Genomic DNA, 25,951 nt, shown 5'->3' with positions numbered 1-25,951 from the left:
TTTAATCTCCATTATTCGGATTCCAACATGCATATTCATGGTGAGGATTATCTGCAGGAATCATATTTGGCATTTCAAGTGAACATCTATTAAGTCTTCTATCACATCGAGGGGCAAAAGGACAACCAATTGTATCTTCTACTAAATCAGGTGGTGAACCAGGTATTGAAAATAACTCAGTATGATCTAATGATAGTTTGGGGATTGCTTTTATTAGACCAAGACTATAAGGATGTTTTGTATTCTTGAAAAACTCCTTTACAGGTGATTTCTCGATTATTCTACCCGCATACATCGTCACCACTACATCAGCTAGTTCAGAAACAATACTTAAATCATGAGTGATAAATAAATAGCTAAATCCATACTGTTGTTTGAGTTCATTCAGTAAAACAACAATCTTTTCTTGTGTTAAAAGATCTAAAGCAGTTGTTGGCTCATCCAAAATGATTAATTTAGGTTCTAATAATAAAGATAAGGCTAGTAAAGCGCGCTGTTTCATTCCTCCAGATAATTCGTGAGGGTAGGAATTTAATACGAGATTGGCATCCAGCATTACCATTTTTAATAATTCCTCAGACCTCTTTATTATTTCTCGTTCTGACATTCTAGGCTTATGAGCTTTAACCGTATCGATAAAATCCATTCTTATCTTTTTAACCGGGTTAAATGAACTTTGAGATGCTTGAAACATCATTGCAATTTTGCTCCATAATAGGGTTCTTAATTTACTCTTCTTTAACTCGAGCAGATTAAGTACCTTCTCATCGACATCCTTATACAGGATTTTGCCATCAGTAATCATTGCGCCAAGTGGAAGAATATCGACTATCGATGTAGACAAAGTCGTCTTTCCACAGCCTGATTCTCCAATGAGAGCCACCGATTCATTTTCATGTATAGTTAATGAAGCATTATTTACTGCTTTTAGAAACCCTCTTTTTGTTTTAAAAGATACAGACAAATTTTGTATATCTAATAACTTCTCATTTTTCATTGTTCAACCACCTACTTCCGTAATGAAGGATTAAATACGTCTTCTAATGATTTGCCAATCCAAACTAGAGAGACTATCAACAAACAAATCATAATAGTGGGAGCCAATATATATAAAATTGAGTCAGGACTGTAAATAACCCCTTGGGTCCATGCTTGGTTAATCATTACACCCCAATTTTGTTCCAAAGGTAGAATTCCTAAAAATACTAATCCAACCTGTGCATAAATAGCCGCCTTCATCAATAGTGTATAGTTTATTGCAATAAACCCTATTAAATTTGGTGCTATTTCTTTAAATACGATATGGCTAGTTGAAAGATTTTGCATAAACGAAACTTCAATAAATGCACGTTCTTTTAATGACAAGACTTCTGAGCGAATTGTTCGATATAAACCAGCCCAGGATAAAATGGCTAATAACACGGCAAATATCATACTATTTAACGTAATAAATGCAGATAATACTACTAGGAGAGGAAGGCGCGGAATTGATAACCAAACATCCGCTAGCAGTAACAAAACCTCATCTAATTTGCCTCCAACAATCGCTGAAAATGCGCCTAACATTACTCCCAAAAAGATTCCTAAAGTAGCTGTAATAATCGCCATAATTAACAAATCCTTGCCACCATTTGCAATTTGGGCCCAAATGTCACGACCCAAATGATCTGTACCAAGCAAATGTTGTGAACTAGGTGGCTGAAGTATTGCACCCACATTTGATACAGTATCTAATGGAAAAACCACTGGAGCTATAAGTGTCAGTATCAAGATAACGCTAAGAATTAAAAAACCTAAAAATCCTGAAACATCATGAAATATTGCATATCGAACTTGATGTAAAATCTTTTTCCATTTGCTCGATTGAGATATGGTTTGAAATACTTGTTCATGTTGATCCATATTAATTCCCCTCTTTTGCCTTGATTCTAGGATCTAGAACTGCATAAAAAATTTCAGCCAAAAAGCTACTAATTACTATAGCAATTGTCATAATCAAAAAGATTCCTTGCATGAGCGGGTAATCTTGTCCACTTGTCGCTTTCAGTAACTCTAATCCGATTCCTTGGTAGACAAATAATTGTTCAATTATTAACGATCCACCGATGATAAATCCTAATCTCATAGCAAACTCAGTAGAGATTGGTAGTAGTGCATTTCTTCCTACGTAAGCCGATAGGATACGCCTTGGTTTAATTCCTCGCACTTTTGCTAATGTTACATAGTCAGCTGAAAGTGTGCTGATTGTGCTCCCTTTCATAAGTAGTACCCAAATCCCAACTTGAGAGACTGTATATGTCATAATTGGTAAAAACCCATGCATTATAGCATCTTTGATAAAGGCAAAATTAAATCCTGGTGTGACATCCATACTATAATTTCCTCTGAGCAACTCAATAGGAAGTATTGGATTTCCTCCTCCCCAAGCTACAACACCAAATAGGATTAATAAGAAAATAGCTATCAAAAAATCGGGAATTGAACTTAAAAATGAGGCTATTCCAGATACAACTGGTTCATACCATTTATCTCTTCTATAAGCCAAGATTGCACCCGCACTAATACCAATGATAAATGATAGTAGTAAACCGAAGCCTACTGTAAATAATGTCCATGGGAGACGTTCTGCAATGATAGCCATAACGGGCACTCCCGGAGAGAGAAGTGAGTCACCAAAATCTAACCGAATTACTTGACCTAAATAGGTTATATATTGTTCAAGCATCGACTTATCTAAATCCATGGAGAATAGAAAAGATGCTTTTGCTCTTGCTTCTTCTGCACTAAGACCATATTGAACCATTTGTTCTTCAACGTATCTATCAACTGGATTTGAAGGCATTAGACGAATCAAAAAAAATATAATTGTGGTCACAACCCAAATGGTAAATAACATTTTTAGTAATCTTTTAATAATAAATAGAACTGTATTATTTATCTTCATCTCGCACCTACCTTCGAAATAATATCTTCGATGTAATTATTGATCGCAATGAAAGCGGCTCCTTTTCCAGGATCAAGCTCTATATTTCCTTGTGTGAATTCAAATTCATAAGGCATATTGTATTCTTCTATAATCTTTTTAACTTCCTTCAATTGATTAAGGGATACGTTATTAAAATAACTCCCTGTTAATACAACTTTTTGTGGATCAATTAAATAACTAGAAGTTGAAATGTGTGGCATCAACACTCTTACTAAGTTGACTAAGTTATTATTTGTAGACTCATGAATTAAGTTAGTGAAGTTTGATCCTTTGTAATAGTACTGCCCCGAAGCTCCATTAGTACCCTTATGTAACTTTCCATTTATCAATATTGAACACCCAATGCCAAAAGGCACTTTATTCAACATGTATAGCAACAAATCCATTTTGTCCTTTTTTTGCAAATATTGATAAAGTATTGCCGTACAATGGGAGTCATTTTCAATAAGTAGTGGAATACTTTTAAACTGCGTTTTTAAACGTTTCTCTAGCCCTTCAAGCTCCCAAGGTTCCATTATTCCTTCTCGAAGTCCAAATCGGATTTTATCCCCTCTAAGAACCATTGCTTTCATTGCTATTCCAATACCTTTAATATTTGAATGGTTTTCAATTTTGTTTTTTACCATGTTAATTAATATATTTTCTACTTCCGTAGGGCTTTGAATAACACTCTGAGTGAAATCGATAGTTTCCCCGTTTAATCCGAGGACATATAAGTTTATTTGATTATCTTCCACGTATATTCCAATGAATTGAGCTATATCATTGTTTAAGTGCAACAAGCTCCCAGGTTTCCCAGGTCCAACTCCTTGAACTGTTTCACCAAAATTTTTTACCATCCCAATTTTTCTTAAATCATTTATTAAATAGGATATTGTAGAGGCTTGGAAATTTGTATAGTTCTTAATCATAGTTTGAGTCATTGGCCCTTCTCTTTTTAACAAGTCTATTAATATCGCTAGATTTTTCTTCCGATCATTATTTCGTTTCATAAAATCCTTACCTTTCCCCAAGATATGAAAGCGCTCACAAAATGCATTGAATGAATTAGTTCAATGTTTGAACTAATTATAAACGCCCAATAATAACTCTGTCAATAGTATTTTGAATTATCCGACAATTTATTTTTAATAACGTTTCTGAGTTAGAAGTGGATACTGAAAAACTTCCACTAATCAAGTGGAAGTGAACCTCTCTACCTTATGGTAGATTTTGTTCCTCCCTCGTCACACCACCGTACTTGCGCTATTTACTCACACGGCTCTTCCTACCAATCATTCACAAAATGTAGCCAATCTCCTTTTTTAAATCAAATATATTCACCCTAAATCTCGGTGAAGGTAACGTGTATTTGAGAAGAAAGAGATTGATTTTATCCCAAGTAAAGGAGTTTCTTTGACTTATTCTGATGAGCCATTTATAAAGTGAATATTGAATTTCGTTTCTAAATTGGTAATCACTTTGAGCGTTATCTGCAATCAATTTTGGAGTTGTAGCAACCTACAAGCGAGTGTTTAAATCTATCCATAATAATATGATATTTTTAACTCGGTTATCTTTATATTTTAGGTAAATAGACTTTTAGGTGCTGCCAAACAACAAAATAAAATCACAGACAATATTTTTCTTTTTACTCTGGCCTATACTGGTATATGCAGAGAATAATGTTTCAGATCTAACTTGGAATAATATTGACTTCAAAAAATAAAACATTGACAGTCGGTAGTAACAGAGATATTTACGGTACTGGTACTCCAAAAACCAAAATAGTTATCGGATTATAAAATTGATGACACTTTAATCGATTAATTAAGAACATATAAAATATGATGTAATGAAAACTGGGTTCAATTGGAATTAAATTCAAAGAAGAACACTTTATTTTTATTGGTGAAAAAGGGACACCTTCCAGTTATCAAAACATTCGTCTTGTATTAATTAAGGTGATCCATAAAACGGATCTCCTAATTTGACCTACATGGTTTGAGACGCACTAATGCTACCCATTATTAAATAGTGAGCTATATATGTAAAAGTTATTGCTGAAAGATTAGGGAATACTGTTGAAAGGATTTACATTATTTATGACCATGTACTGAAAGAGTTAGAAGTAAAAGCGGTAGATTTATTCGTATAAATTTTATCGAGAGGGGATAATGTTGGTTCTAATTCTTCGTGAATAACCTTTAACCCATTCTCTTGCACTGATTTTTGGAAAATGCACTACATACATGCTATAATAGTGAAGGATTTATACGAAAAAGGAGTGTTTTAAATGACAAAAAAAGGTTATTTTTTAATGGATACTGGAGAAAAAATTGAATTTGATTTATTCCCAAATGAGGCACCAAACACAGTAGCAAACTTTGAAGAGTTAGCAAACAGCGGATTTTATAACGGAGTAGTATTCCACCGTGTAATTCCTGGTTTCGTAAGTCAAGGTGGAGACCCAACTGGTACAGGTATGGGTGGTAGCGGCAAAAACATTAAATGTGAAACAGCTGGAAACCCACACAAGCACCAAGCAGGAAGCCTTTCTATGGCCCACGCTGGTAAAGATACAGGTTCTAGCCAATTCTTTATCGTACACGCACCTCAACCACATTTAGACGGTGTTCATACTGTTTTCGGTCAAGTAACTAGTGGACTTGAAGTAGCAACAGCTATGAAAAATGGCGCTAAAATGGAAAAAGTAGAAGTTTTCGACGCTGAATAAGAAAAGTGAAAGACGCCGCTTTGCAGCGAAAAACGCTGGAAGACTTGAATAAAAGGCGCTCTTTGCCTTTTCTACAAGTCTGAACCGGTCGAGCTGCTGGCGTCTGAAACTAGACAGATACCTAGTAAAAAGCATACTCTTTCTTGAAACAAGCAAAAAGCAGCTTCCCATATAATTGGGGAGCTGCTTTTTCTTATAGTAAAAATGATATGCCAAATATAAGTATAAGGGGTACGAACAATACAATCCAGCTTAAAGGATGAGCAAAATTTAGTGTCCAGCCTACGCCAAATCTCTTTTCTACCATAATGCTTGGATCGTTTTTGTTCATGTAAAACATTCCGCCCTTCCAGTATTGGTCCTCGTCAACAGCTATCTTGTTATCTATAGTTGGACTGTTTTCTTCTACTTTTAGCCGAGATCCACTTTGCCCCACCTTTATTGCATAAACTCCGACTACCGCAAATGTTAATACTAAAAAAGTTAGGGGTAAAGCCCACATGATAAGAGAAGAGGATATTTCGGGATGAATCGTTTGTAAGTGAAAATATCCCATCATTAGCGTTATTCCAATAGTGATAAAGAGCGCTAACAAACTAGTATATTTTCGAAATGCAAGTTGCTGCGCAAGAGAAGCTTTTTTATTGGTTGGATTAAGCCTAACTCCAGAGAACTTCATCCCCTCACTCATTAATAGGAACATGCCTTGCATAACGAACAAAATTAGTGGCAGTGCAATTACACTGAAATATGTTTTTTCGCTAAATGCATCTGCTTCTCCAGTAGGTCCCCAGTGAGTAGGAATCATCTCTGGCATTTGATCATATTTCATAAATGTATAAATGATCAAACCTACAGTAACAAACATAGGAATGATAAAGATAACACGGGGTATTAGTTTGAGTTTTTCCTGAAACTTTACATCGACTACTCTCACCTCACTTTTCCCTCTTAACCACTCTTGTGTTTCTTTTAATCTTTTCATTCGAAGATGCATCATAAAATAATATCCAATGCTCACAAACAAAGTTGTAAACTGAACTCCTACACTCACTAAAGCTAATGTTTCCTCTGCTGGATTTTGTGTTAAAGCCCACCAGAGATAGACCACAAAAATAATCATTCCGAGCGTTAACACAACCATCGTATACCTATTTTTTAGTTTTACCACCAATGAGTCTTTTGCATGGCTATCTGGAACATACACACCGAATGCTTCCGTGGGCTTTAGAAATTTTGGCATAAATGCTTGTAAAACAGTGATGAATAATAGGATAAACCCAAAGAGCGCAATAATCATTCGTTCCCCTCCTCAATTTTTTGCACAAGTTTACGTACTATGACTACTAGTTCTTCTTCCGAGAGCTTTAGGACTAACCCCTCTGTTACAAATGGTCTTAGTTGTGCTTCTAGTTTTTGCTTTTTTTCCTCTGATGCCTTCGGAACACCATTCGGTTGAATAATAACACCTGATTTTGCCACTATTTGTATAAGCTCTTTTTCTTCTAGATAGTGATAAGCCTTATTTACTGTATGCATATTCATCCCGAGATCGCTCGCAAATGCTCTAACAGATGGTAGCGAGTCACCTGGTTTTAATTCGCCACGTACTATTCCTTCCATAAGTTGCTGGGCCAGTTGCAAATAAATGGGGACATCGGAATTAGATTCTATTTCAATAAACACGAAGTCGCCCTCCCTAGTTTTGTTCTATATATAGCATAACACATTTGTTCTATACATAGTAGAGCAAACAGTAATAAAAAAACCGGCAAAAGAAACGAGGCCACTGAAAAACGCGCGTTTTTCAGTGGCCTCGTGCGTATTTACACTGAGCATCCCTTTATAAGCCAGTAAATTATTTTGAATTTACTAATATTTTAATATGGCTTTTGTCATTTACTAGTGATTCGAAGCCTTCTGCGACGATTTCATCTAGTGTAATGCGTTTTGTTACTAATGTTTCTGCTTGGAAGTAACCTTGTGTCATAAGCTCCATAACTGCAGGGAAGATATCACGGTATGCGATAATTCCCTTAATTGAACGTTCAGATAATACAATATTATTTGGTTGGAAAGAAGCTTCTGTTTCCCAAATGGATACAATAATTGTTTCACCTTCAAATGTTGTTGAATCAATGGCTTGTTTTAAAACAACTGGAACGCCTGTTACTTCAAATGCAACATCTGCACCGCCGTTTGTTAACTCTTTAATACGGGCAACGACATCCTCCTCAGCTGGATTAATAACTGCTTTTGCTCCTAACTCTAACGCTTTCACACCACGCTCTTTTGAAAGTTCTACTGCATAGATTTCTGAAGCTCCCGCTGCTTTTAATGCTTCAATTACAAGTAAACCGATAGGACCAACACCGAATACAACAGCTTTATCTCCTGCTTTTAGTTTACTCAAACGAACTGCATGAAGTGCTACTGCAGCAGGTTCTACTAATGCTCCCTGCTCTAAAGAAAGTCCTTCTGGCATTTTGTGTACCCAATGCTCGTCCACTACTGTATATTCTGAGAAACCACCGCCACCACCAGATAAGCCATGGAATCCTAAATGTTTACAAATATTATATTTACCTTTTTTACATGCTTCACACTCACCACAAGCTAAAATAGGCTCAACAACAACTTTATCACCAACATTTACTTTAGTAACACCTTCACCAATTTCAGAAACGACACCAGAAAACTCATGGCCCATTACAATTGGTGCTACATCTTTACTAACGTAATGCGGTTGTTCAACCGGAATGAAAATTGGACCTGCAACATATTCATGTAAATCGCTACCACAAATACCCGTCCATTCAACTTTTATTTTTACACGACCAGATGTTGCGACAGGTTCTTGAATTTGTTCTACACGGATATCTTTTGCGCTATACCATAATGCTGCTTTCATTTTCATAACCACCTTTTTTTATTATGTAATACGCTTTGATTTTAACATTTAAACCTACTCAATATATCAAGAAAATATGGAGAAATTTTGAACTTACATATTTCATCATGAAATTCCATGAACCCAGTGTACACCGCATTTTTATATACTTTCTTTTGTAAAAATCCTACTTATAAATCTAAGTAGGATAGGAATTTATTTCAGAAGGTATTGTTTGCCTTTTTCATAATAGATCTGCATTTCCTGAGAAGGAACCATTCCCCCGCCAGTTGCCCAAACAATATGGGTAGCATTTTGTATGGGAACTCCTTGTTTAGTTATATGAATTGGCCCTGTCATACCCGCAAGAGCAGATGGCTCTAATCGAACATTTTCTGTGTCTGCCAATAAACCTAGTAGCTCATATAAGGTTTTATCATTAATTGTGAAGCTTCCACTTATGAGTTGCTCTAGAGTTTTCCCAACAAATCCAGATGGTCGACCCACAGCAAGTCCGTCCGCATCCGTTTTGTTATCAAGTCCGATATCAGCTACTGAAATATTTTCATGCAATCCGGTCATTAGCCCAAGTAGCATACAAGGTGAGCTAGTTGGTTCCGCAAAAAAGCAGTGCACATGATCTCCGAATATTAACTTTAGTCCGAATGCAACTCCTCCTGGTCCACCACCTACTCCGCAAGGTAAATAGACAAACAATGGGTGTTGGGCATCAACAATGATTTGCATTTGTTCTAATTGAGCTTTTAACCTACTTGCTGCAACAGCATACCCGACAAATAAATCAACAGAATTTTCGTCGTCGATAAAAAAGCATGTGGAATCCTCTACCGCTTGTTTCCTGCCTTCCATTACCGCAATACTATAGTCATCTTCATACTCAACGACAGTTACACCTTTTGAACGAAGCATCTCTTTTTTCCATTGCTTGGCATCGCTAGACATATGGACAGTTACTTGAAATCCAAACTTCGCACTAATTATCCCAATGCTTAACCCTAGATTCCCAGTCGAACCCACTGCAACTGAATAGGCAGAAAAAAATTGTCTGAAATCATCTGTCGAGAGTATTGCATAATCATCTGTTTCTTTCAATAAGCCCTCTCGTATCGCAAGCTGCTCTGCAATTTTGAGTACCTCATAAATTCCACCACGGGCTTTTATAGATCCCGAGATTGGTAAAGCATTATCACATTTTAATAGCAATTCACCATTAAAATCTGTTTGAAAAAATTCCTTTAAAGCGGATTCCATCGTTGGTATTTTCACAAGTGGCGACTCAATAATACCTTTTGCTTGTGCCGTCTCTGGGAAAGCAATAGATAAATAGGATGCAAAGCGATCTAGACGATCGCTTGCTTCTTGGACCATTTCGGCTGTAACAGATACGTTTTTTAATGCATCTTTTGAATTTATTTTATTTGGATTAAACCATATTATTTCTTCTTTGTTTTGCATGTTGGAGATTAAGGGAAATCTCATTTCTAATTGCTGTTTGTCCATTCATGTAAGCCCTTTCTATTATAAGGTCAGTACGTGCGTAGTATCTGGTGAACGCTCGTCAAATATAAATCCATTTGCACGGTAAAATGAATCTGCCTTTGCGGATTCTGTTTTTGTCGTTATTTCCTTAAAGTGTCCCTTGGCATTTCCAGAAATGGCCTTTAATAGTTCACTTCCTACACCTTTTCTACGATACTCCGGTAATGTATAAAATCGGAATAGTCTTGCTGAATTCTCTGCTTCGCTAGCTGGATTTCGAAACAAACCGCCAATTGCTACTAACTCATCATCATCCCATGCGCCATAAATTGCCTCTCCCTGTTCACTGAAGCGATGCGTTCCATCTTCATATTCTGATGCTAATCTTGACACGAAACGATACCCTTCTTTTTCACTTTCTTGAATTAGTTTGGATACGTTAACTGTTTTCAAATCTGAAATATTTTTTACTTCGATTGACATATACGTTCCTCCATTCTAGTTTTGAAAAATGAACTCTCTATTACTTTCTATACAAGGAGGCAAATACCCTCTATACGTTTAATATATTTCAATCAGCCAAATATTATACTGTCACATGGTTGTTACAACTATTTTCATCTTAAAGAAATTAAAATAGGACTTGTTAAAGGAAAAGGCTGATTAATCGTTAATGAATATGGAGTATAGATTTACCTATTTAAGAATATGGCAAGGGCTCCTTGCATGCTCATGCCAAATAGACCCGTGGATGAGGCTACATCATACCCGCGTCTGTACTTTAGTTCACTATTTTTCGCTTCAATCTTGTAGCGCAATTTCGCTTTTCCCTTGAATTCATCGGTACTTTGAACCTAACTTTATGTTAGCTCCTTCCAATACCTTTACATAACGCCAGATCTAGGAAGCTAGCCTTGTGCTGGCTTTTTATAGTGGAATGGAAGCTTTGGGTAAGAATCATATGTTAAGAGTTTAAATCGGAAGAATGGGTAACACCAGATGAATTTAGACTAATAGCAATTGACATGCCCACTCAAGAATGGGAAATGGTGCGTTGGATAGCGTAATTAAGATTCAGAGCGGAGAATCATCTGATTGTGTTCGAGCAGTGACCATAACTGTTCAGTTATCTCTTCTACAGAACAGGGCATTGGTTGGGTTAACCACCATTCAATCACTCCGACAATTGCCGAACTCAAAAATTGTACTAATATATCTTTACTCAACTCATTTAGGCTTAAATTATTTTCAACGATTTGTTCCATTACTTGATTACTTATCATTTTTTGTAAGTGGTTTCTGAAAGAAGGAATGCCTTTGTTGCTTAATACATTCCTATAAAAGAGAGCATTCTTCTCCATTTGACCAAGCGTACGGAGCAATGAAGACTTAGATGGATATGGTTCCGTTTCATCCACTGAGGAGCAACTTTCGATCAAATGGTACAGATGAGCTTCTAGGCACTTATCCAATAAATCGTATTTGTCAGAGTAATGAGAATAGATGGTACCTCGATTTACATCAGCACGCTCTGCGATTTCATTAATCGTTATTTTTTCGAAATCTTTTTCTCCTATCAAATGAATTAATGCATTCATAATGGCTGTTTGGTTTTTTTTTATTCTTCTATCCATTGAGACACCCCCTTTTTAATCAATACATTGTATTCTGTTGAAAAACCGACAAAACCGATAGATCTAGCTATAGATACTTGTTAGAGATGTTGGTAATCTTATTTTATTGAACAAATGGTCAAAATACAACAAACGTTTAAAAGTAGAGGGGATATAACAATGAGAATATTAGTTTTTGGCGCCGGAGTTCAAGGAAGTTATCTCGCTCATACCCTAGTGCGCGGGACTAATGATGTCACAGTACTTGCCAGAGGGAAGCGTGCTGAACAATTAAAGAAACACGGACTTGTCATTCGCCATTATTTCCAGTATAAAAACACTATCGATGAAGTAAAAGTCATCCATGCGCTTCAACCTGATGATCTTTATGATCTCATTTTTGTTGTAATGAAATACAATGATTTCCCATCCGTGCTGCCTATTCTAGCTGAGAATCAGAGTCAGAATATTGTTCTTGTCGGTAATAATGCCGATGCCCATGGGATGCAAGATCTTCTTCAGGAAAAGAGCACCATGACAAAAAATGTAATCTTCGGATTTCAGCTTAGCGGAGGACTCCGAGAAGAGAGCGGTCGCATTATTTGCCTACGCGGAGGTGGACAACTGCTACTTGGCAGTCTTGACGGCGAGATCACAATAAAGCCTTTACTAGAAAATGCATTTAAACATGTTAAGTTTAAATTAGCTTATCATGATGATATGGATGCTTGGCTCAAAAGTCATATCGTCTCGATAGTAGCCTTGAATTCTGTTGGTTATCTTTACGATGGTGATTTAAAAAAAGTATCTAAGGACAAGAAGCTATTAAAGCAAGCTATATCAGTAATGGACGAGGGGTTTCAAATATTAGAAAAATTAGGTTATACTATCACTCCTGCAAATCAAGTTAACTTTATTCGAAAACACAGACAGAGTGTATACTATGGTCTAAAAATAATGCATAAATTACCGTTTATGAAATTGATGAATGGATCTTACCGCGAAATTGCAGCTTTGTTTGATTCGTTCGATAAGTTGAAACAACAATTAAACATTGCGACACCCAATTGGGACGAACTTGAAAAACAAGCGATTTCCAAGTTTATTTCAAATAATCATTAAGCCAACGGGGTTTTGTTCAATAAAAACATTAAATAAGGCTATTGGAGGTGTCATAAATAGAACAGAAAATGGGGCAGGATTGGTTCTCTAACTTTAGTTGAAGATTCGGCTACCATTTACATGACAGGTATTTCTTAAGCATTTAATATTACTTCACTAAAATATTTCCAACATATTGAGCCGTTCCAGAATCAGAAGTAAGATTAACCTCAATTAAATATTCACCTTTTTCATTGGGGAAATTAAATTTTTTATGTTTATTTACATCTAATTGTATTTCTTCGCTATCTTTCCAAACCGAAACGGTAAAATCTAAAATTTCAAAATCTTGACTATCTAAAGAAACATGGTCTTCTTGGCCAGTCTTAACTGTTATTTGTTTTTTTCTCTTGCTAATTCAAAACTGTCTGTTTTTTTACCGTACCATCTTTTTTCCAATTGACATTTGCTTCACCTAATTCAATTTCACTGTAAAAAAGTGAAAGACTTGGAGGTGAATAACGTGAATAATCGTAACTTTCCCCTAAAAAACATCCTGTTAATAAGAAAAACCGGGCAAAAAAACGCCCGGTCCTTGAAAGTCAAAACCTGTTTCTATCGTTTTCAAAGGGCTTTGGACAGACGTCTTGCTATATGATTACCGTTTGATTTTTTAAAGAGGCTGGTCGTGACTGACGTCACGACCAGCCTCTTTTTTCTCGGTATTCTTATGGCTTTCAACTGTCCGTCGTCCTCCTACAACTTTTAGAAACAAGTTAGTTCTTTTTGGTTAACTAGAGAAAAGATACCATACTACCAATAGAGAAGGCTCACGAAGATGCAATTTCGTTCGCTCGTTCGCTTCTTTATTTAGGGATCACTTACTACTTCTCTTTAATTTCACTAGATTAGAGGAAATCCTCTTTCTTCCTCCCTCCTTGCAAAATAGTATCCCTCATTAAAAAGACGATTTTATCCTTACATTAACTTGGACTACTCTTATCATCTAAGCGAGAGGCTATGATCAATCTTATCGTGGAGTACTACTCACTTAATTGATTGGAGTGAAATGTGGCGACTCCAGTGGGAACAGCGCGAGCTGAAAGCCCCGCAGGAACGTAGTAACGAGGAGATTGAAGCCGTGCCCGCGGAAAGCATCCACATGTAACGCAAATCAGTAGTATTATTCATTCTTTCAAGTCACATGAATCCAATGTACACGGCACATTTTTATATACTTTCTTATCTTTTAAAATAATAAAAAGGGAGACTTTTTTACCTATTCTGGCGTCAGAACTTATAGAGTAATGAAGTTGAATACTTCCGTGAACGGGCGTTATGTCTACTAGGGGTGCATGCAGCATCCAAACTTGAATTAGCGCAGTAAATGTATAAAAAGTGTACTCAATAAACTTATCAAAACTATTCTTTCTTCTTATGACCTTCTACAACTAAATCTTCTTTTTTTACATCTCAAGTAATGATTATAGGTATTTGAGTAGTTTTATAAATGGGGTAAGTGTCACCTAACATACTAACCCCCATTTCGTTTTGACCATCAAGTGAACCTTCACCTGGCATTAAAGTTGGGGATTTAGAATCTATTCCATAATAAAATACAGGTGGTTTAAGTCCCTCTCCAATGTAAATAAATGTGTACATTATATCGCTTCCCGCAGATTCAAGCTTTTCAATTTCTAAAGTTACCAGCCAATTCTCACTTCCTTCAAAAGATAAATCCTCTCGATTTTTATTATTCCTACATCCTATCAACATTGGAATACATTTTTGTTAATTTAAACTGGATAATTTACTAATATTGGAACTTCTATACGTGTCAAACGTATTAAAGAAAAGGGAAAGTTAGTGCAATAAAGGGAGTATGTTTGAAAAAATGCAAAGGAGGGATAAAAATGAAAATCAAATTGTTGTTTTTAAATTTATTATTAATTTTCTTACTGGTAGCTTGTTCTGACCAAACTACTGAAAAAACACACGAGGTAGATTATATTGTTGCAACTTTAAATGGTAAAGATATAACTACAAGAGAAATAATTTCACAATTTTCACTTAATGACGAAAATATTGAATACTATTTAAAACAAGAAATCGTCATAGATGAAGCTACAAATGCCGGCGCTACAGTATCTAAAGCATATATAAAGGAGTTAAAAGAAATATTATATCCGAATGCTGAATCAGTTGAAATGGAAAAATTCAATGTTAAAGAAGCAGATGCGTTAGGTATGACTAATGATGAATATTTCGATATGTGGTCTTTAACTTATTTGGAGAGAAATGAATATTTCCAAACCTATATAAAATCAAAATTCGGTGAGCCAGCTTCTTTTGAGGAAAGCGAAGAATGGGGTAAAGAAATTGAATCCTATATTAATAATCTTTATGAGAGCTACATTAAAGATCAAAAGTTAATTATTCATTAAATCTGTTTTTAAAAATAATTTATAATTTATAAAAAGAACTTATATCATGGATGCCTGTAAGGGTTTAAAGGAATAATTTTACTATGAAATACAGAAGTTGTTTATGAAAATAAAAAAGGAGATGAAACAATTGATCCAATTTAAAAATAAGGAAATCACAATTTTTGAAAGTCAATTATTCAAAACGACTTCAATCGTCATACAAACCGACGATGGTATTATTGTGGTTGATCCAACATGGCTTCCAAACGAGGTAGAGGAAATTAGACAACATGTGAATAAAATTAAAGAGAATAAGCAAATCTATCTTCTTTTTACTCACTCAGATTGGGATCATATACTAGGATATGGTGCTTTTCCAGATGCAATCATCATTGCTAGTAAAGGTTTTAAAGCTGTGAAAGATAAAGAAAGTATACTGGAACAAATAAGAGGGTTTGATGATCAATATTATATAGATCGTCATTATCCCATTCTTTACCCTAAAGTGGATATAGTGGTTATAGAGGATGGGCAAGTATTCAATATCGGTAAAACCACCCTCACCTTTTATAAAGCGGATGGGCATACAGATGATGGTATTTTTACAATAGTAGAACCATTAGGAATTTGGATTGCCGGTGATTATTTGTCGGATACTGAATTTCCATATATCTATTCCAGTAGTGAAAAGTATGAGGAAACATTGAAAAAAACGGATTGGATTTTAACTAAACATGACATACGTTTTCTTGTTCCGGGTCACGGGCATGTCACGGGAAACAGAGAAGAAATGAACAAACGCAAAGAGGAGTCCTTAAGATATATTAAAGATATAAGAAGTGCGGTTGAGTCTGAACGTGATAGTTTTTATTTAATAGAAAGCTATTCCTATTTAAGAGGAATGAGAGCCTTTCATGAAGGGAATATCAATTTAATAAAAAAAGAACAAAAAGAAAAGAACATCAGCAATCTTTGAAATAGCAAATATCAAGATTAAATACATATTTTTTTGCTCAACTAACGAGGTGGCGCGACAAGTTTTGTCATAAACACTAATGTGTGAAAAGACAAGGGATTTCTAAGGGAATTCTAACTTTATAACCGAGGATAGGAATGAAAAAACCAGGTATTTTGAAACTATCCCATTGATACTCCTACATGCGTCATAATGGACAGATTATGGGGTCTGAAGCTCAGGTGAAGTCGGCATAAGAAAACCGGGCAAAAAAACGCCCGGTCCTCTAGGATCTAAACCTGTTTCTACTGTTTTCGAAGGGCTTTGTACAGATTTATTGCTATATAATTACCATTTGATTTTTTAAAGATGCTGGTCGTGACTGAAGTCACGACCAGCATCTTTTTTTCTCGGTAATCTTATGGCTATTAACTGTCCGTCGCCCTTCTACAACTTTTAGAAACGGGTTAGTTCATTTTTGGGGTAACTAGAGAAAAGATACTATCCTAATAATTGAGGAGAGATGATGACAGTCTAAGTACGCGACTTCTTGGTGCTCCTGCGCAAAGCTCGTCGCAAAATAAAAAAACATTTCGCAACGACTGCCTGACCCGCATCGTGCGGGCCTGAAGATGCAATTTCGTTCGCTATTTCGCTTCTTTATTGGGTAGACACTTACTATTTTTCCTTATTTCCACTAGTAAAAAAGGAAATCTACTATCTTCATCCTTCCAACACAATTTCATTCCTACATTCAACAGAAGGTTTTATCCCCACATTTAACTCCTACTACTCTTCTTATCTAAGCGAGAGTCTATGCAATATCCCCTAGTTTAGTACTACTCATTTAATTGATTGGGGTGAAAGTGGCGACTCTTGTTTTTTCTACAAAATCAACCATTAACTTTTACATAGCCTAAAAAGATATCGCATGCCAGTAAATTGGCATGCGATATTATTTATTATTTTATTGCAGCTAGTCTAGCTTCTACTTCTTCTTCAGATAATTTATGTTCTACGATGTAGCGATTGCTTGGATGCACACGGCATTCATCGGAACAGCTACGTAAATACTTATGTTCGTTTTCTTCAGAGCATAATATTTTATCATTACAATCAGGGTTTGCGCAGTTTACATAACGCTCACATGGCTCTCCTGTGAAATGATCCTTACCAACAACGACATGCTCCACTTGATTGATCGGCACAGCTATGCGCTCATCAAATACGTACATTTGACCGTCCCAAAGCTGTCCGCGCACTTCTGGATCTTTCGCGTACGTTGCGATTCCGCCGTGAAGTTGACCTACACCCTCAAAACCTTCTCTTACTAACCAACCAGAGAATTTTTCGCAACGTATCCCACCAGTACAATACGTAAGTACTTTTTTACCTTCGAACATTTCTTTGTTCTCTATCATCCAGTCAGGTAGGTCACGGAAGTTGCGAATTTCTGGACGAATTGCTCCGCGAAAATGACCTAGATCGAATTCATAATCATTACGAGCATCGATAACTACCGTATCTTCTGCTTGCATTTGTTCAAAAAATTCTTTTGGAGAGAGGTATTGTCCCGTTATTTCATTTGGATTGATATCTTCTTCTAATCCTAAATATACGATTTCTTTCTTCGGACGAACATGCATTTTTTTGAAGGCATGTCCTTCTGCTTCATCTATTTTGTACACCATTTCAGCAAAGCGTTCGTCTGCTTTCATCATGTTCATGTATGCGTCAGTTTGTTCAATTGTTCCTGAGCAAGTTCCGTTTATTCCTTCATCTGATACTAAAATACGCCCTTTTAACCCAAGTTCCTTACATGCTGCAAGATGTTCTTGCGCAAATGTTACCGGATCTTCAATCGGGACATATTTATAGTAAAGTAATACTCTGTATGCATTTGTTTCCATTTTTTACTCCACCTTTTCTAATTTTGTCCACCGTATAATATACCAAAAAACGCATCAAATGTTAAATAGATAGTTTTATTAAAAAATAATAAGTGGACAAATAATGTCTATCGTTCGTTTAGTATGTTCGTTTGAGTTCTAAAATATGGTCTCGTGTATTTGAATATACATAATAATAGATGTACTAACTTAGGCCGCATTAAGAATTAATGTGTACCTTTAATATGTATCATTCACCCATTTGTTGTACAAGAAAGGAGTATCTAATGCGAGTAATTTTCATATTACTTGTAGGTCTATGTTTAGTTACAGGATGTGTAAGTCAGGATCAGATACGGCCTATTGGTACTCAAAAAACTTTAATCATCGCGCACCGCGGGGCTTCTGCTATTGCACCCGAACATACGATAATCGCCTACGAAATAGCGCAGCAAGCAGGTGTTGACTATATTGAGATAGATTTACAAATGACGAAGGATGGAGTTCTAGTTGCCATGCACGATGAAAAGGTGGATCGTACTACGGATGGTACTGGATTTGTAAAGGAGTATACTTTGAGGGAATTAAAACAGTTAAATGCAGGGAATTGGTTTAATGAAGCATACCCAGATTTAGCTAATAAAGAATTTGAATACGAAGAAGTGCCTACTTTAGAGGACATTTTTCTGCATTTCGGAGATGATGTGAACTATTATATCGAATTGAAGTCACCACCTATTTATGAAGGAATGGAAGAAAAGCTTCTTGCTTTATTAAAAAGGTATGATTTAATTCGAGAAGGTAACGACCTACCTAAAGTAATTGTGGAGTCGTTCAATGAAGATAGCTTAACAAATTTTCATGCATTAGAGCCGGCGCTTCCTCTTATTCAACTATTTAGTTTCAAAGAGAAAGCTGCTTTATCCGTATCTGATTATGAACGATTAAAAACTTATGCTAGTGGAATTGGAGTCAATATAAAATTGGTTGACCGAGAATTTATTCATGAGGCACAATTAAATGATTTGCAAGTTCACCTATTTACTATAAAGACTGAACTAGATATGAAAAATGCATTCAATCTTGATGCAAACGGCATTTTCGTAGATAGTCCAGCCTTAAGTGAGCTGAAAGAAGGGAGTTAGTTTCCGACTTGTAGAGCATGCTGGCATAGTTTATGGAAGCTTGCTTCAAACTTTTCATTGTCTTCTTTTTGACGTTTTTTTGGTCCTTTCAAGCGACCGCCTGCCTGTCTAATTTTCTTGGATATATGACGACTATCGAGAAGCTGGTCAATATTTCCAGGGGTGTACCATCGTCCGTTTTGATCGATAGCAAACCCTTGTTTAGCTAAAACCATCGCGGCTAAACCATAGTCTTGCGTCACGACTACGTCACCCTTGTTTACTCTATTAACTAGAACAAAATCTACGGCATCGGCTCCTTTAGATACCATTATTGTATCTGCTCCTTCTCGTTGCATATAATGTGCGGTATCACATAGTAATGTTACTTTCATTTTATATTTTTTCGCCACTTGAATAGTCAGGTCCACTACTGGGCACCCATCTGCATCCACTAAAATATTTACCATTTTACGCACCTCTTTTTTAACTTGCTTGCCTTCATTGTATTATATCCAATCTAGTAAAGTACAATGTACAGGGAAATGTGCATGCGCCTATACATTCCCTGAAAAGCAGGGAAAATGACGTTATAGCCGGTTTTTCGCCTTTATCTTATTCTTTGAAAAAAAAACGTCCAAGTTTCTGGACGTTTTACTTTTCGTATGCTCCTAATATTTCTACTGCTTTTTCTGTCATCGAGGTATCTACCGCTTTATCAAAGTCTACTTCCCCACTAATAGCTCCGTTTTCTTTATATGCATTGTATTGCTTTAAGACATCATCTAAAAACATTTTACCATCCGGATCTAATCCAGTTACAAATACTTCTTCCCAGAGCGCAGTATCTTTTAGAGACGTATGCTTTGTCATAATTTCTATAATCTCGGCTTTATTTTCCCCTTTGATAAAGGCATCGTTATAGTCTCGAACCCCTTTTAAATAGGCAGCCATAAACCGAAGAGATACATCTTTTTTATCGCTCATAAATTGTGGGGAGCCTAAAACCATGGCGATTTGAGATTCTGGCGCATAATCCGTCGCATCTCCAAACCGCTGATGAAATTCATTTTTAATGCCTTGTGCTATTAAAGGTTCAATTTGTAACGCTGCATCAATCGATCCATTTTCAATTGCACCTAGCATACTTCCGAAATCTGCAAGTAATACAAGCTCTACATCCTCAGATGTTAATCCAGCATGTTTCAGCATTTCCAAATAGATATATTCATCAATCGAGTTTTTAGACGATATTGCAATTTTTTTACCTTTAAAATCTTCATAACTTTTTATTTCATCTACCATTTGATTTCCAATAACAAATGAAAAATAAGATTTTCCTGGAACATTATGCCCTTTATCTGCAATAATTTTCACGTCAATTCCTTGTGCAATAGCATTAAAGAATGACGCAGTCGATACTCCTCCTGCAATATCTACATCTCCAGAAGCAAGGGCCGGCAACATTTCATCACTATTCGAGAACACAGCAAATTCTACATCTATATTGTACTCCTCAAAGTATCCTTTTTCTTTTGCGATATAAAATCCAGCACCAGAGGCTGATCCATCCTCCGCAATAACAACCTTTACCTTGTTATCCAACGGAGCAAGGTCTCCTGAAGGATTTTCTTTACTCACCTCATCATTCCCTTTAGATGTACTGTCCTTATCCTTAGAACTACATGCACCTAGTAAAAGTACAAAAGATAGCACAATTAAAAATCCCCACTTTTTCACATATTTCCTCCTTACTTTCTAGATTTTTGAACTTCCTGTTGCAGGTGATTCCAGATCGCTATAAACTGCTCCGCCATTTCCAGATTCGCGCGAACTTGCTCCATTGTCCGAGGCCTTGGAAGAGGAACTTTTATTTCTTCTACTATTTCTCCTGGGTGAGCGCTCATTAACACTATACGATCGCTTAATAGCAAAGCCTCATCAATACTATGGGTAATAAATATCACCGTTTTTTTCGTTTCGGACCAAATAGAAAGTAGTTCCTCCTGTAAGATGAATTTGTTCTGTTCGTCCAGAGCTGCAAATGGTTCATCCATTAGTAGTATTTCTGGGTCATTTGCAAATGCTCTTGCAATGCTTATTCGTTGCTTCATGCCACCAGAGAGTTCTTTTGGGTATAACTTCGAAAATTTGGTAAGTCCGACTTTTTTCAAGTAATAATTGGTTTGTTTCCGAACGTATTCTTTGGGCAAATGACGCATTTTAAGTCCAAATGCAACATTTTCTTCTACAGTCATCCAAGGAATGACTCCTTTTTCTTGAAAGACCATCGATTGTAGCGGTCGAAAGTCAGTATCTGATTCTATGGAGAATGTACCCGAACTTGGCTGTTCTAGCCCAGCTAGTATTCGTAGCAAAGTTGTTTTTCCACATCCACTTGGACCAACTATACAGACGAACTCACCTTCTTCTACATTTAACGTAATATTTTGTATAGCTGTGACACTATTGTTTTTCTTATAAAATACTTTCGTTAGATTATCAATAGTAATTTTCACTGGTTGGTCCATCTAATCACCTCCAAGGGACGATTTTTCTTTGTAGTCCACGTAATAAAAGAGAAAACATAAATCCAAAAAAAGAAATGAGGATCAATCCGACGAACATCTCTTTTAACATAAATGCTTTATAGGAGGTCCAGATCAAATATCCGATACCTGATGTAGCACCCATCATCTCAGCCGCGACTATCGTAAGTAGTGCAATCGCCTGCCCCATTTGAATTCCTTCTAACATAACGGGAAGTGCTCCGGGGAATGCAATTTTGAGAAAGAAATCAGTCGGACTTGCTCCGTAATTTTTGGCCACATCTAAATGAACTTTTTCTATATTCAACACGCCGGCTACTGTATTGATGACCACTGGGAAAAATACACTTCCTGCAATGGTAACTACTTTTGAAAAATCTCCAATACCAAAAAGGATAATGATAATCGGCAGTAATGCCAACGTTGGAATAGGCATAAATGCCATGACAATCGGCGAGATAAAATGACGGATCGGGGCGTACAATCCCATTAGAAGCCCGATGATTATTCCTGGTATTACTCCTAACAAAAATCCAGCGGCTATTCTATATAAAGAGACAGAAATATGTGTCCATAACAGCCCACTTGTCATCAATTCAAAAAACGTAGAAACAATGGCAGATGGTGGTGGGAAAAATCGTATATCAAGTACACCTGTACGCGAACAAATTTCCCATAGTAATAGAATGAAAATGGGTGAAATAATAGTAAGTAATTGCTTTCCACGCTCTTTTATCTGTCGCTTCTTCCATTCCTGTTGTTCCGTTTCGTAGGGATTGTATAATTCGCCCTCTTTTTCTTCGTGCATTTTTCACCACCTCTTGTAAAAATAATATGATGAAAGGGGAATTTGTGTGAAAGGCATGCGAAATAATAGCTATTATCCTATTTAAAACTTCCTGAATTTGACGGGAAAAGCATAGTTTGGTAAGTTAATAAGTAATAATGGGGAGGTAATTAATTTGTCATCGAGGGAGTTAACTTCTAATAGAGAAATACCTTATTTCGTTATTAGCGTTATTTTCAGTTTGTTATTATACATACTTGCTATCGTTTCTTTATTTGGAATGGCTATCTTACTAGTTCTTTTTGCATTTTTGCTTTACGCAAATGTTATTATGCTCGGATCTATACGTGGCAATGGGATACGTATTAGCGAAAAACAGTTTCCAGACGAATACGCACGTGTTGTGTCATTATCTGAAAAAATGAACCTAAAAAAAGTTCCTGATGTGTTTGTTATTCATTCAGAAGGAGCATTTAATGCATTTGCAACAAGATTTCTAGGAAGAAATATGGTAGTTATTTATTCCGAAGTTTTTGAGCTTGCTAGAGAAAAAGGAGAAGCGGAGCTCGATTTTATCATCGCTCACGAACTTTCTCATGTAAAAAGGAGACATGTGTGGAAAAGTATTCTAACCATGCCTGCTCAATTTATACCATTTCTTTCGCAAGCATATAGTAGATCATGTGAATATACCTGTGATCGAGAAGCGGCCTATTATATACAAAATGGAATGTCTGCTAAGCAGGCACTTACAATTCTTGGAGTTGGAAAAAGGTTATACATAGAGGTAAACGAAGACGCATATTTGGAACAGATTCATTCGGAATCGAATATTGCCGTATGGTTAAGCGAAGTGTTATCCAGTCATCCGCTTTTACCTAAACGAATTCAAGCAGTCGGGAACTTTATGCAAATAGAAGGCACACCAAATTACTACTCCAACACAAGTAAAATCGCTCTTGGTTTAGGTGCATTCATTGGGATTTTCCTTGTTGGTTATATTGGGGTCATAGCATTATTTGCTGCCGGTACTTTCACGTATGCTAGTTTATTTTCTGAGGGGATTTTTAGTGAACTATCTCCTGAGGAAGACACTTTAAGTACGGATTATCCATTGACATTAACTCCCTTAATGGAAGCAGTTTCAGATGGGGATGAAGAAGAAGTTAATAATCTACTATCTAGTGGAACTAATTTAGAAGAGATAGATTCAGAACAAACAACTGCTCTTCATTATGCAATATACGGAAACAATATAGCGATAGCAGAGATATTATTGGAGGCTGGAGCTAATCCAAATACATCTGATAATTACTCCAATGCGTTAACTGCTGCATTGGAATACGAAAACTATGAGATGGTTGCACTACTATATGAATATGGGGCAGATCCAACAATCGAAGATCCACAAGGCTATTCTGCCTTAAACATGCTTGAGGTATATAGCGAGGAAGAATTTTTAAATACTATAAATAGGTAGAAAGATTAAGCATAAGAAAAGGGGGGTCTGTCACTAGACTCCCCTTTTTTCATTTTATCAAAAACCTAGTCTTACTATATCCCTCTTTAAGCTTCTCTACTTCTAAAATAGCAGGGATAGCTGCTTTAAGCTCTGCTACGTGGGAGATGACGCCAATCATACGACCTGACTTTTGTAGGTCAATTAATGTATCAATTGCTCTATGGAGAGATTCTTCATCGAGGGATCCGAAGCCTTCATCGATGAACATCGTCTCGATACGGATGTTCCCTTGGAAGCTTTGGATGACATCTGCCATCCCTAGCGCTAGACATAAAGAGGCATTAAATTTTTCACCGCCAGACATTGTTTTTACGTCTCGTTTTTGACCCGTATAAGCATCGTATACATCTAATCCAAGACCGCTCTGTTTGCCATGCGTTTCTTGTCTATCACTTCTTAGCAGTTGGAATTGGCCACTGGACATATGCTTTAAGCGTTCGTTCGCTGCCTGGACAATTTGCTCTAAGTACTCAATTTGGACATATCGCTCAAATGATATTTTTAGCTGATTATGCCCTCTTAATATATCGTAAAGGTCCATAATTCGATGAACCCGATCCTCTAATAATGTGATTCGTTCACTAGTAGAGGCAATCTTTTCTTCTATTTCTTTACCTGCTTTAACGTATTCTTTCGTACTATTACTAGTAGCTAATGCTTTTTCATATTCTTCCTTTAGCTGTTGCAACTCCACTTCCAGAGGCGGCAAATCTACTTTTACTTTGTTTTCGAGTTGAACATATCCTTCTCTAACTTGTTCTGTTAATGTATGCAGCCTTTGTTTATATTCTTCCCATTGTATTTTTAGGGCTGACCGCTCTGCTTCTGTAAGCTTAGCAGCTAAATATACTTCTAAAGTTTCAAAGGAGGCTTTGCTTAAAGATTCTTTGAATTGTACTAGAGCTTTGTCTCGTTTTACTCCTGCTTCCTGTAACGACGTATGTGTATGCTCCAGCGCTAAGATAGTTGTTGTACATGCATCATTAGAAGATTTCATTGTATTTTGTGCATTTTCCCACGCAAATTCCAATTGTTCTTTTTGTTTCTTCGCAGTAGCAATTTCTGTTTGTAGATTTTGTAAAGTGGGTATATAACTTGGTATTGTCGAAAGCTTTGATTCATATACTGCTTTTGCTTGCTTCGCTTGGCTAGACTGCTCCCTATATAATGCCTCGACCTCTTGTTTATCCTGTTCTAAATTTTCAACTTTGGCTAAAGTCCCTTTAAAAGGATGTTTTAATGAAGATAGTGTTTCTTTTTCTAGGCGAACCTGTTGAACCTCTCTCTGCAAATCTAGCAGATCCGTTTCTACCTGCTCCACTAATCCAGCATCTACTTCGTACTCCTCCAATTGAACGAGCACTTTTTGTATTTGGGCTTCCGCTGTCTCTTTCTTCGCCTTAAAGGTTAATAAAGTAGATTCTTCCTTATTTAATGTTACTTTTGCTATTCGAAGCGCACTTTCATCAACGAACTGCTCATCTATTCCGGTGTGGGTAATGGCATGCTCTTTGCTACCACATACCGGGCACGGCTCACCCATTACTAGTTTGGATGCGAGTATACTGGCCTGACTCTCTATCCACCGTTGTTCCATGTCCTCATAAGTCTCTTTACATTGTTCAAACTTGCCCTGTTGTTTCGTTTCTTCGGTAGTCAGCATATGTAGCTCTTGGTCAACAACTTTATATTCTTGAAGCTTGTTATGCTGCGTTTGTAGCAAAGCGAGTTGTTGTACTTTGCTATCTAATGGTTCTACTCGTTCTTCTAGTTTCTCTATTTCTAACTTCTGTCCTATACTTATTTCCTTTTGATTTTGAAGATTTACCACTATTGTCGAAAGCTTTTGCTCTAACTGTGTGCTACTTTTTTCTAGTGACAACAACTCATTTT

Annotated in this window: 23 protein-coding genes and 1 pseudogene; 6 read left to right on the top strand and 18 right to left on the bottom strand. The window is 36.4% G+C overall.

Annotated elements, in window-relative coordinates; all coding sequences use genetic code 11:
* Position 1: 1 nt before the first annotated feature.
* From LDK52_RS18005 to LDK52_RS17990, 4 genes are read right to left on the bottom strand one after another with little or no spacing between them, the layout of a single operon-like run.
* Positions 2–997 (bottom strand): ABC transporter ATP-binding protein, encoded by a 996-nt coding sequence (locus LDK52_RS18005; protein WP_277587304.1) that lies wholly within the window; start codon positions 995–997, stop codon positions 2–4.
* A gap of 11 nt (positions 998–1,008) precedes the next feature.
* Complete coding sequence (locus tag LDK52_RS18000) at positions 1,009–1,902, bottom strand: ABC transporter permease (RefSeq protein ID WP_277587303.1); 894 nt, start codon at positions 1,900–1,902, stop codon at positions 1,009–1,011.
* Position 1,903: 1 nt separating this feature from the next.
* Positions 1,904–2,944: an ABC transporter permease gene (locus LDK52_RS17995; RefSeq protein ID WP_277587302.1), complete on the bottom strand. Its 1,041-nt coding sequence runs from the start codon at positions 2,942–2,944 to the stop codon at positions 1,904–1,906.
* Positions 2,941–3,978, bottom strand: coding sequence for an ROK family protein (locus LDK52_RS17990; protein ID WP_277587301.1), 1,038 nt, complete (start codon positions 3,976–3,978; stop codon positions 2,941–2,943). Before LDK52_RS17990 ends, LDK52_RS17995 begins: the two co-directional genes overlap by 4 nt.
* A gap of 1,283 nt (positions 3,979–5,261) precedes the next feature.
* On the opposite strand from LDK52_RS17990, the gene LDK52_RS17985 reads away from it, so the two are divergent.
* Complete coding sequence (locus tag LDK52_RS17985) at positions 5,262–5,702, top strand: peptidylprolyl isomerase (RefSeq protein ID WP_277587300.1); 441 nt, start codon at positions 5,262–5,264, stop codon at positions 5,700–5,702.
* Between the two features lie 193 nt (positions 5,703–5,895).
* Here the strand turns inward: LDK52_RS17985 and LDK52_RS17980 are convergent, their stop codons facing one another.
* The 7 genes and pseudogenes from LDK52_RS17980 to LDK52_RS17950 form a co-directional block, all read right to left on the bottom strand.
* Positions 5,896–7,002, bottom strand: coding sequence for a DUF1648 domain-containing protein (locus LDK52_RS17980; protein ID WP_277587299.1), 1,107 nt, complete (start codon positions 7,000–7,002; stop codon positions 5,896–5,898).
* Positions 6,999–7,388, bottom strand: a complete 390-nt coding sequence (locus LDK52_RS17975) for a GntR family transcriptional regulator (RefSeq protein WP_277587298.1) — start codon at positions 7,386–7,388, stop codon at positions 6,999–7,001. The genes LDK52_RS17980 and LDK52_RS17975 overlap by 4 nt, the downstream gene beginning before the upstream one ends.
* Before the next feature lie 172 nt (positions 7,389–7,560).
* Positions 7,561–8,613 (bottom strand): 2,3-butanediol dehydrogenase, encoded by a 1,053-nt coding sequence (locus LDK52_RS17970; protein ID WP_277587297.1) that lies wholly within the window; start codon positions 8,611–8,613, stop codon positions 7,561–7,563.
* Between the two features lie 195 nt (positions 8,614–8,808).
* Positions 8,809–10,113, bottom strand: a complete 1,305-nt coding sequence (locus LDK52_RS17965; protein WP_277587296.1) for a D-serine ammonia-lyase — start codon at positions 10,111–10,113, stop codon at positions 8,809–8,811.
* Positions 10,114–10,131: 18 nt separating this feature from the next.
* Positions 10,132–10,575, bottom strand: a complete 444-nt coding sequence (locus tag LDK52_RS17960; protein ID WP_277587295.1) for a GNAT family N-acetyltransferase — start codon at positions 10,573–10,575, stop codon at positions 10,132–10,134.
* A 209-nt stretch (positions 10,576–10,784) separates the two neighbouring features.
* Positions 10,785–10,943 (bottom strand): annotated as a pseudogene (locus LDK52_RS17955) (IS5/IS1182 family transposase); the annotation flags it as partial.
* A gap of 216 nt (positions 10,944–11,159) precedes the next feature.
* Complete coding sequence (locus LDK52_RS17950; protein WP_277587294.1) at positions 11,160–11,726, bottom strand: TetR/AcrR family transcriptional regulator; 567 nt, start codon at positions 11,724–11,726, stop codon at positions 11,160–11,162.
* 159 nt (positions 11,727–11,885) lie between these two features.
* On the opposite strand from LDK52_RS17950, the gene LDK52_RS17945 reads away from it, so the two are divergent.
* Positions 11,886–12,827: a ketopantoate reductase family protein gene (locus LDK52_RS17945; protein WP_277587293.1), complete on the top strand. Its 942-nt coding sequence runs from the start codon at positions 11,886–11,888 to the stop codon at positions 12,825–12,827.
* A 1,452-nt stretch (positions 12,828–14,279) separates the two neighbouring features.
* Here the strand turns inward: LDK52_RS17945 and LDK52_RS17940 are convergent.
* Positions 14,280–14,468, bottom strand: a complete 189-nt coding sequence (locus LDK52_RS17940) for a hypothetical protein (protein WP_277587292.1) — start codon at positions 14,466–14,468, stop codon at positions 14,280–14,282.
* Positions 14,469–14,719: 251 nt separating this feature from the next.
* Here LDK52_RS17940 and LDK52_RS17935 point away from each other — a divergent pair, with 251 nt between their 5' ends.
* Together LDK52_RS17935 and LDK52_RS17930 are read left to right on the top strand one after the other, a co-directional pair.
* Entirely contained in the window at positions 14,720–15,250 is a 531-nt protein-coding gene (locus tag LDK52_RS17935) for a hypothetical protein (RefSeq protein ID WP_277587291.1), read from the top strand.
* Positions 15,251–15,371: 121 nt separating this feature from the next.
* Positions 15,372–16,208, top strand: coding sequence for an MBL fold metallo-hydrolase (locus LDK52_RS17930; RefSeq protein WP_277587317.1), 837 nt, complete (start codon positions 15,372–15,374; stop codon positions 16,206–16,208).
* Positions 16,209–17,149: 941 nt separating this feature from the next.
* Here LDK52_RS17930 and trhO read toward each other — a convergent pair.
* Positions 17,150–18,097 carry an oxygen-dependent tRNA uridine(34) hydroxylase TrhO gene (gene trhO, locus LDK52_RS17925; RefSeq protein WP_277587290.1) on the bottom strand — a complete coding sequence of 316 codons (948 nt, stop codon included), beginning with the start codon at positions 18,095–18,097 and terminating at the stop codon, positions 17,150–17,152.
* A 266-nt stretch (positions 18,098–18,363) separates the two neighbouring features.
* Between trhO and LDK52_RS17920 the strand changes: the two genes are divergently transcribed.
* Positions 18,364–19,221, top strand: coding sequence for a glycerophosphodiester phosphodiesterase family protein (locus LDK52_RS17920; protein WP_277587289.1), 858 nt, complete (start codon positions 18,364–18,366; stop codon positions 19,219–19,221).
* Here LDK52_RS17920 and LDK52_RS17915 read toward each other — a convergent pair.
* The 4 genes from LDK52_RS17915 to LDK52_RS17900 form a co-directional block, all read right to left on the bottom strand.
* Positions 19,218–19,670, bottom strand: a complete 453-nt coding sequence (locus LDK52_RS17915; protein ID WP_277587288.1) for a YaiI/YqxD family protein — start codon at positions 19,668–19,670, stop codon at positions 19,218–19,220. The two genes, LDK52_RS17920 and LDK52_RS17915, sit on opposite strands and share 4 nt — an antisense overlap.
* Positions 19,671–19,854: 184 nt before the next feature.
* Positions 19,855–20,940, bottom strand: a complete 1,086-nt coding sequence (locus LDK52_RS17910; RefSeq protein ID WP_277587287.1) for an ABC transporter substrate-binding protein — start codon at positions 20,938–20,940, stop codon at positions 19,855–19,857.
* 11 nt (positions 20,941–20,951) lie between these two features.
* A complete protein-coding gene (locus LDK52_RS17905; RefSeq protein ID WP_277587286.1) occupies positions 20,952–21,731 on the bottom strand; it encodes an ABC transporter ATP-binding protein in 780 nt (259 codons plus the stop codon).
* A 4-nt stretch (positions 21,732–21,735) separates the two neighbouring features.
* The gene (locus LDK52_RS17900; RefSeq protein ID WP_277587285.1) at positions 21,736–22,557 is read right to left on the bottom strand and encodes an ABC transporter permease; all 822 of its coding nucleotides are present in this window, start codon (positions 22,555–22,557) and stop codon (positions 21,736–21,738) included.
* A gap of 154 nt (positions 22,558–22,711) precedes the next feature.
* On the opposite strand from LDK52_RS17900, the gene LDK52_RS17895 reads away from it, so the two are divergent.
* The gene (locus tag LDK52_RS17895) at positions 22,712–24,016 is read left to right on the top strand and encodes a M48 family metallopeptidase (protein ID WP_277587284.1); all 1,305 of its coding nucleotides are present in this window, start codon (positions 22,712–22,714) and stop codon (positions 24,014–24,016) included.
* Between the two features lie 49 nt (positions 24,017–24,065).
* Here the strand turns inward: LDK52_RS17895 and LDK52_RS17890 are convergent.
* Positions 24,066–25,951: SbcC/MukB-like Walker B domain-containing protein (locus LDK52_RS17890; protein ID WP_277587283.1), on the bottom strand; the 1,886-nt coding region annotated here is incomplete at its 5' end.

Source organism: Psychrobacillus antarcticus, from assembly GCF_029533155.1.
In the GTDB taxonomy this organism is placed as follows: Bacteria; Bacillota; Bacilli; order Bacillales_A; family Planococcaceae; genus Psychrobacillus; species Psychrobacillus antarcticus.
Note: the sequence above shows the minus strand (reverse complement) of the source record. Positions and strands in the feature narration are given on the sequence as shown.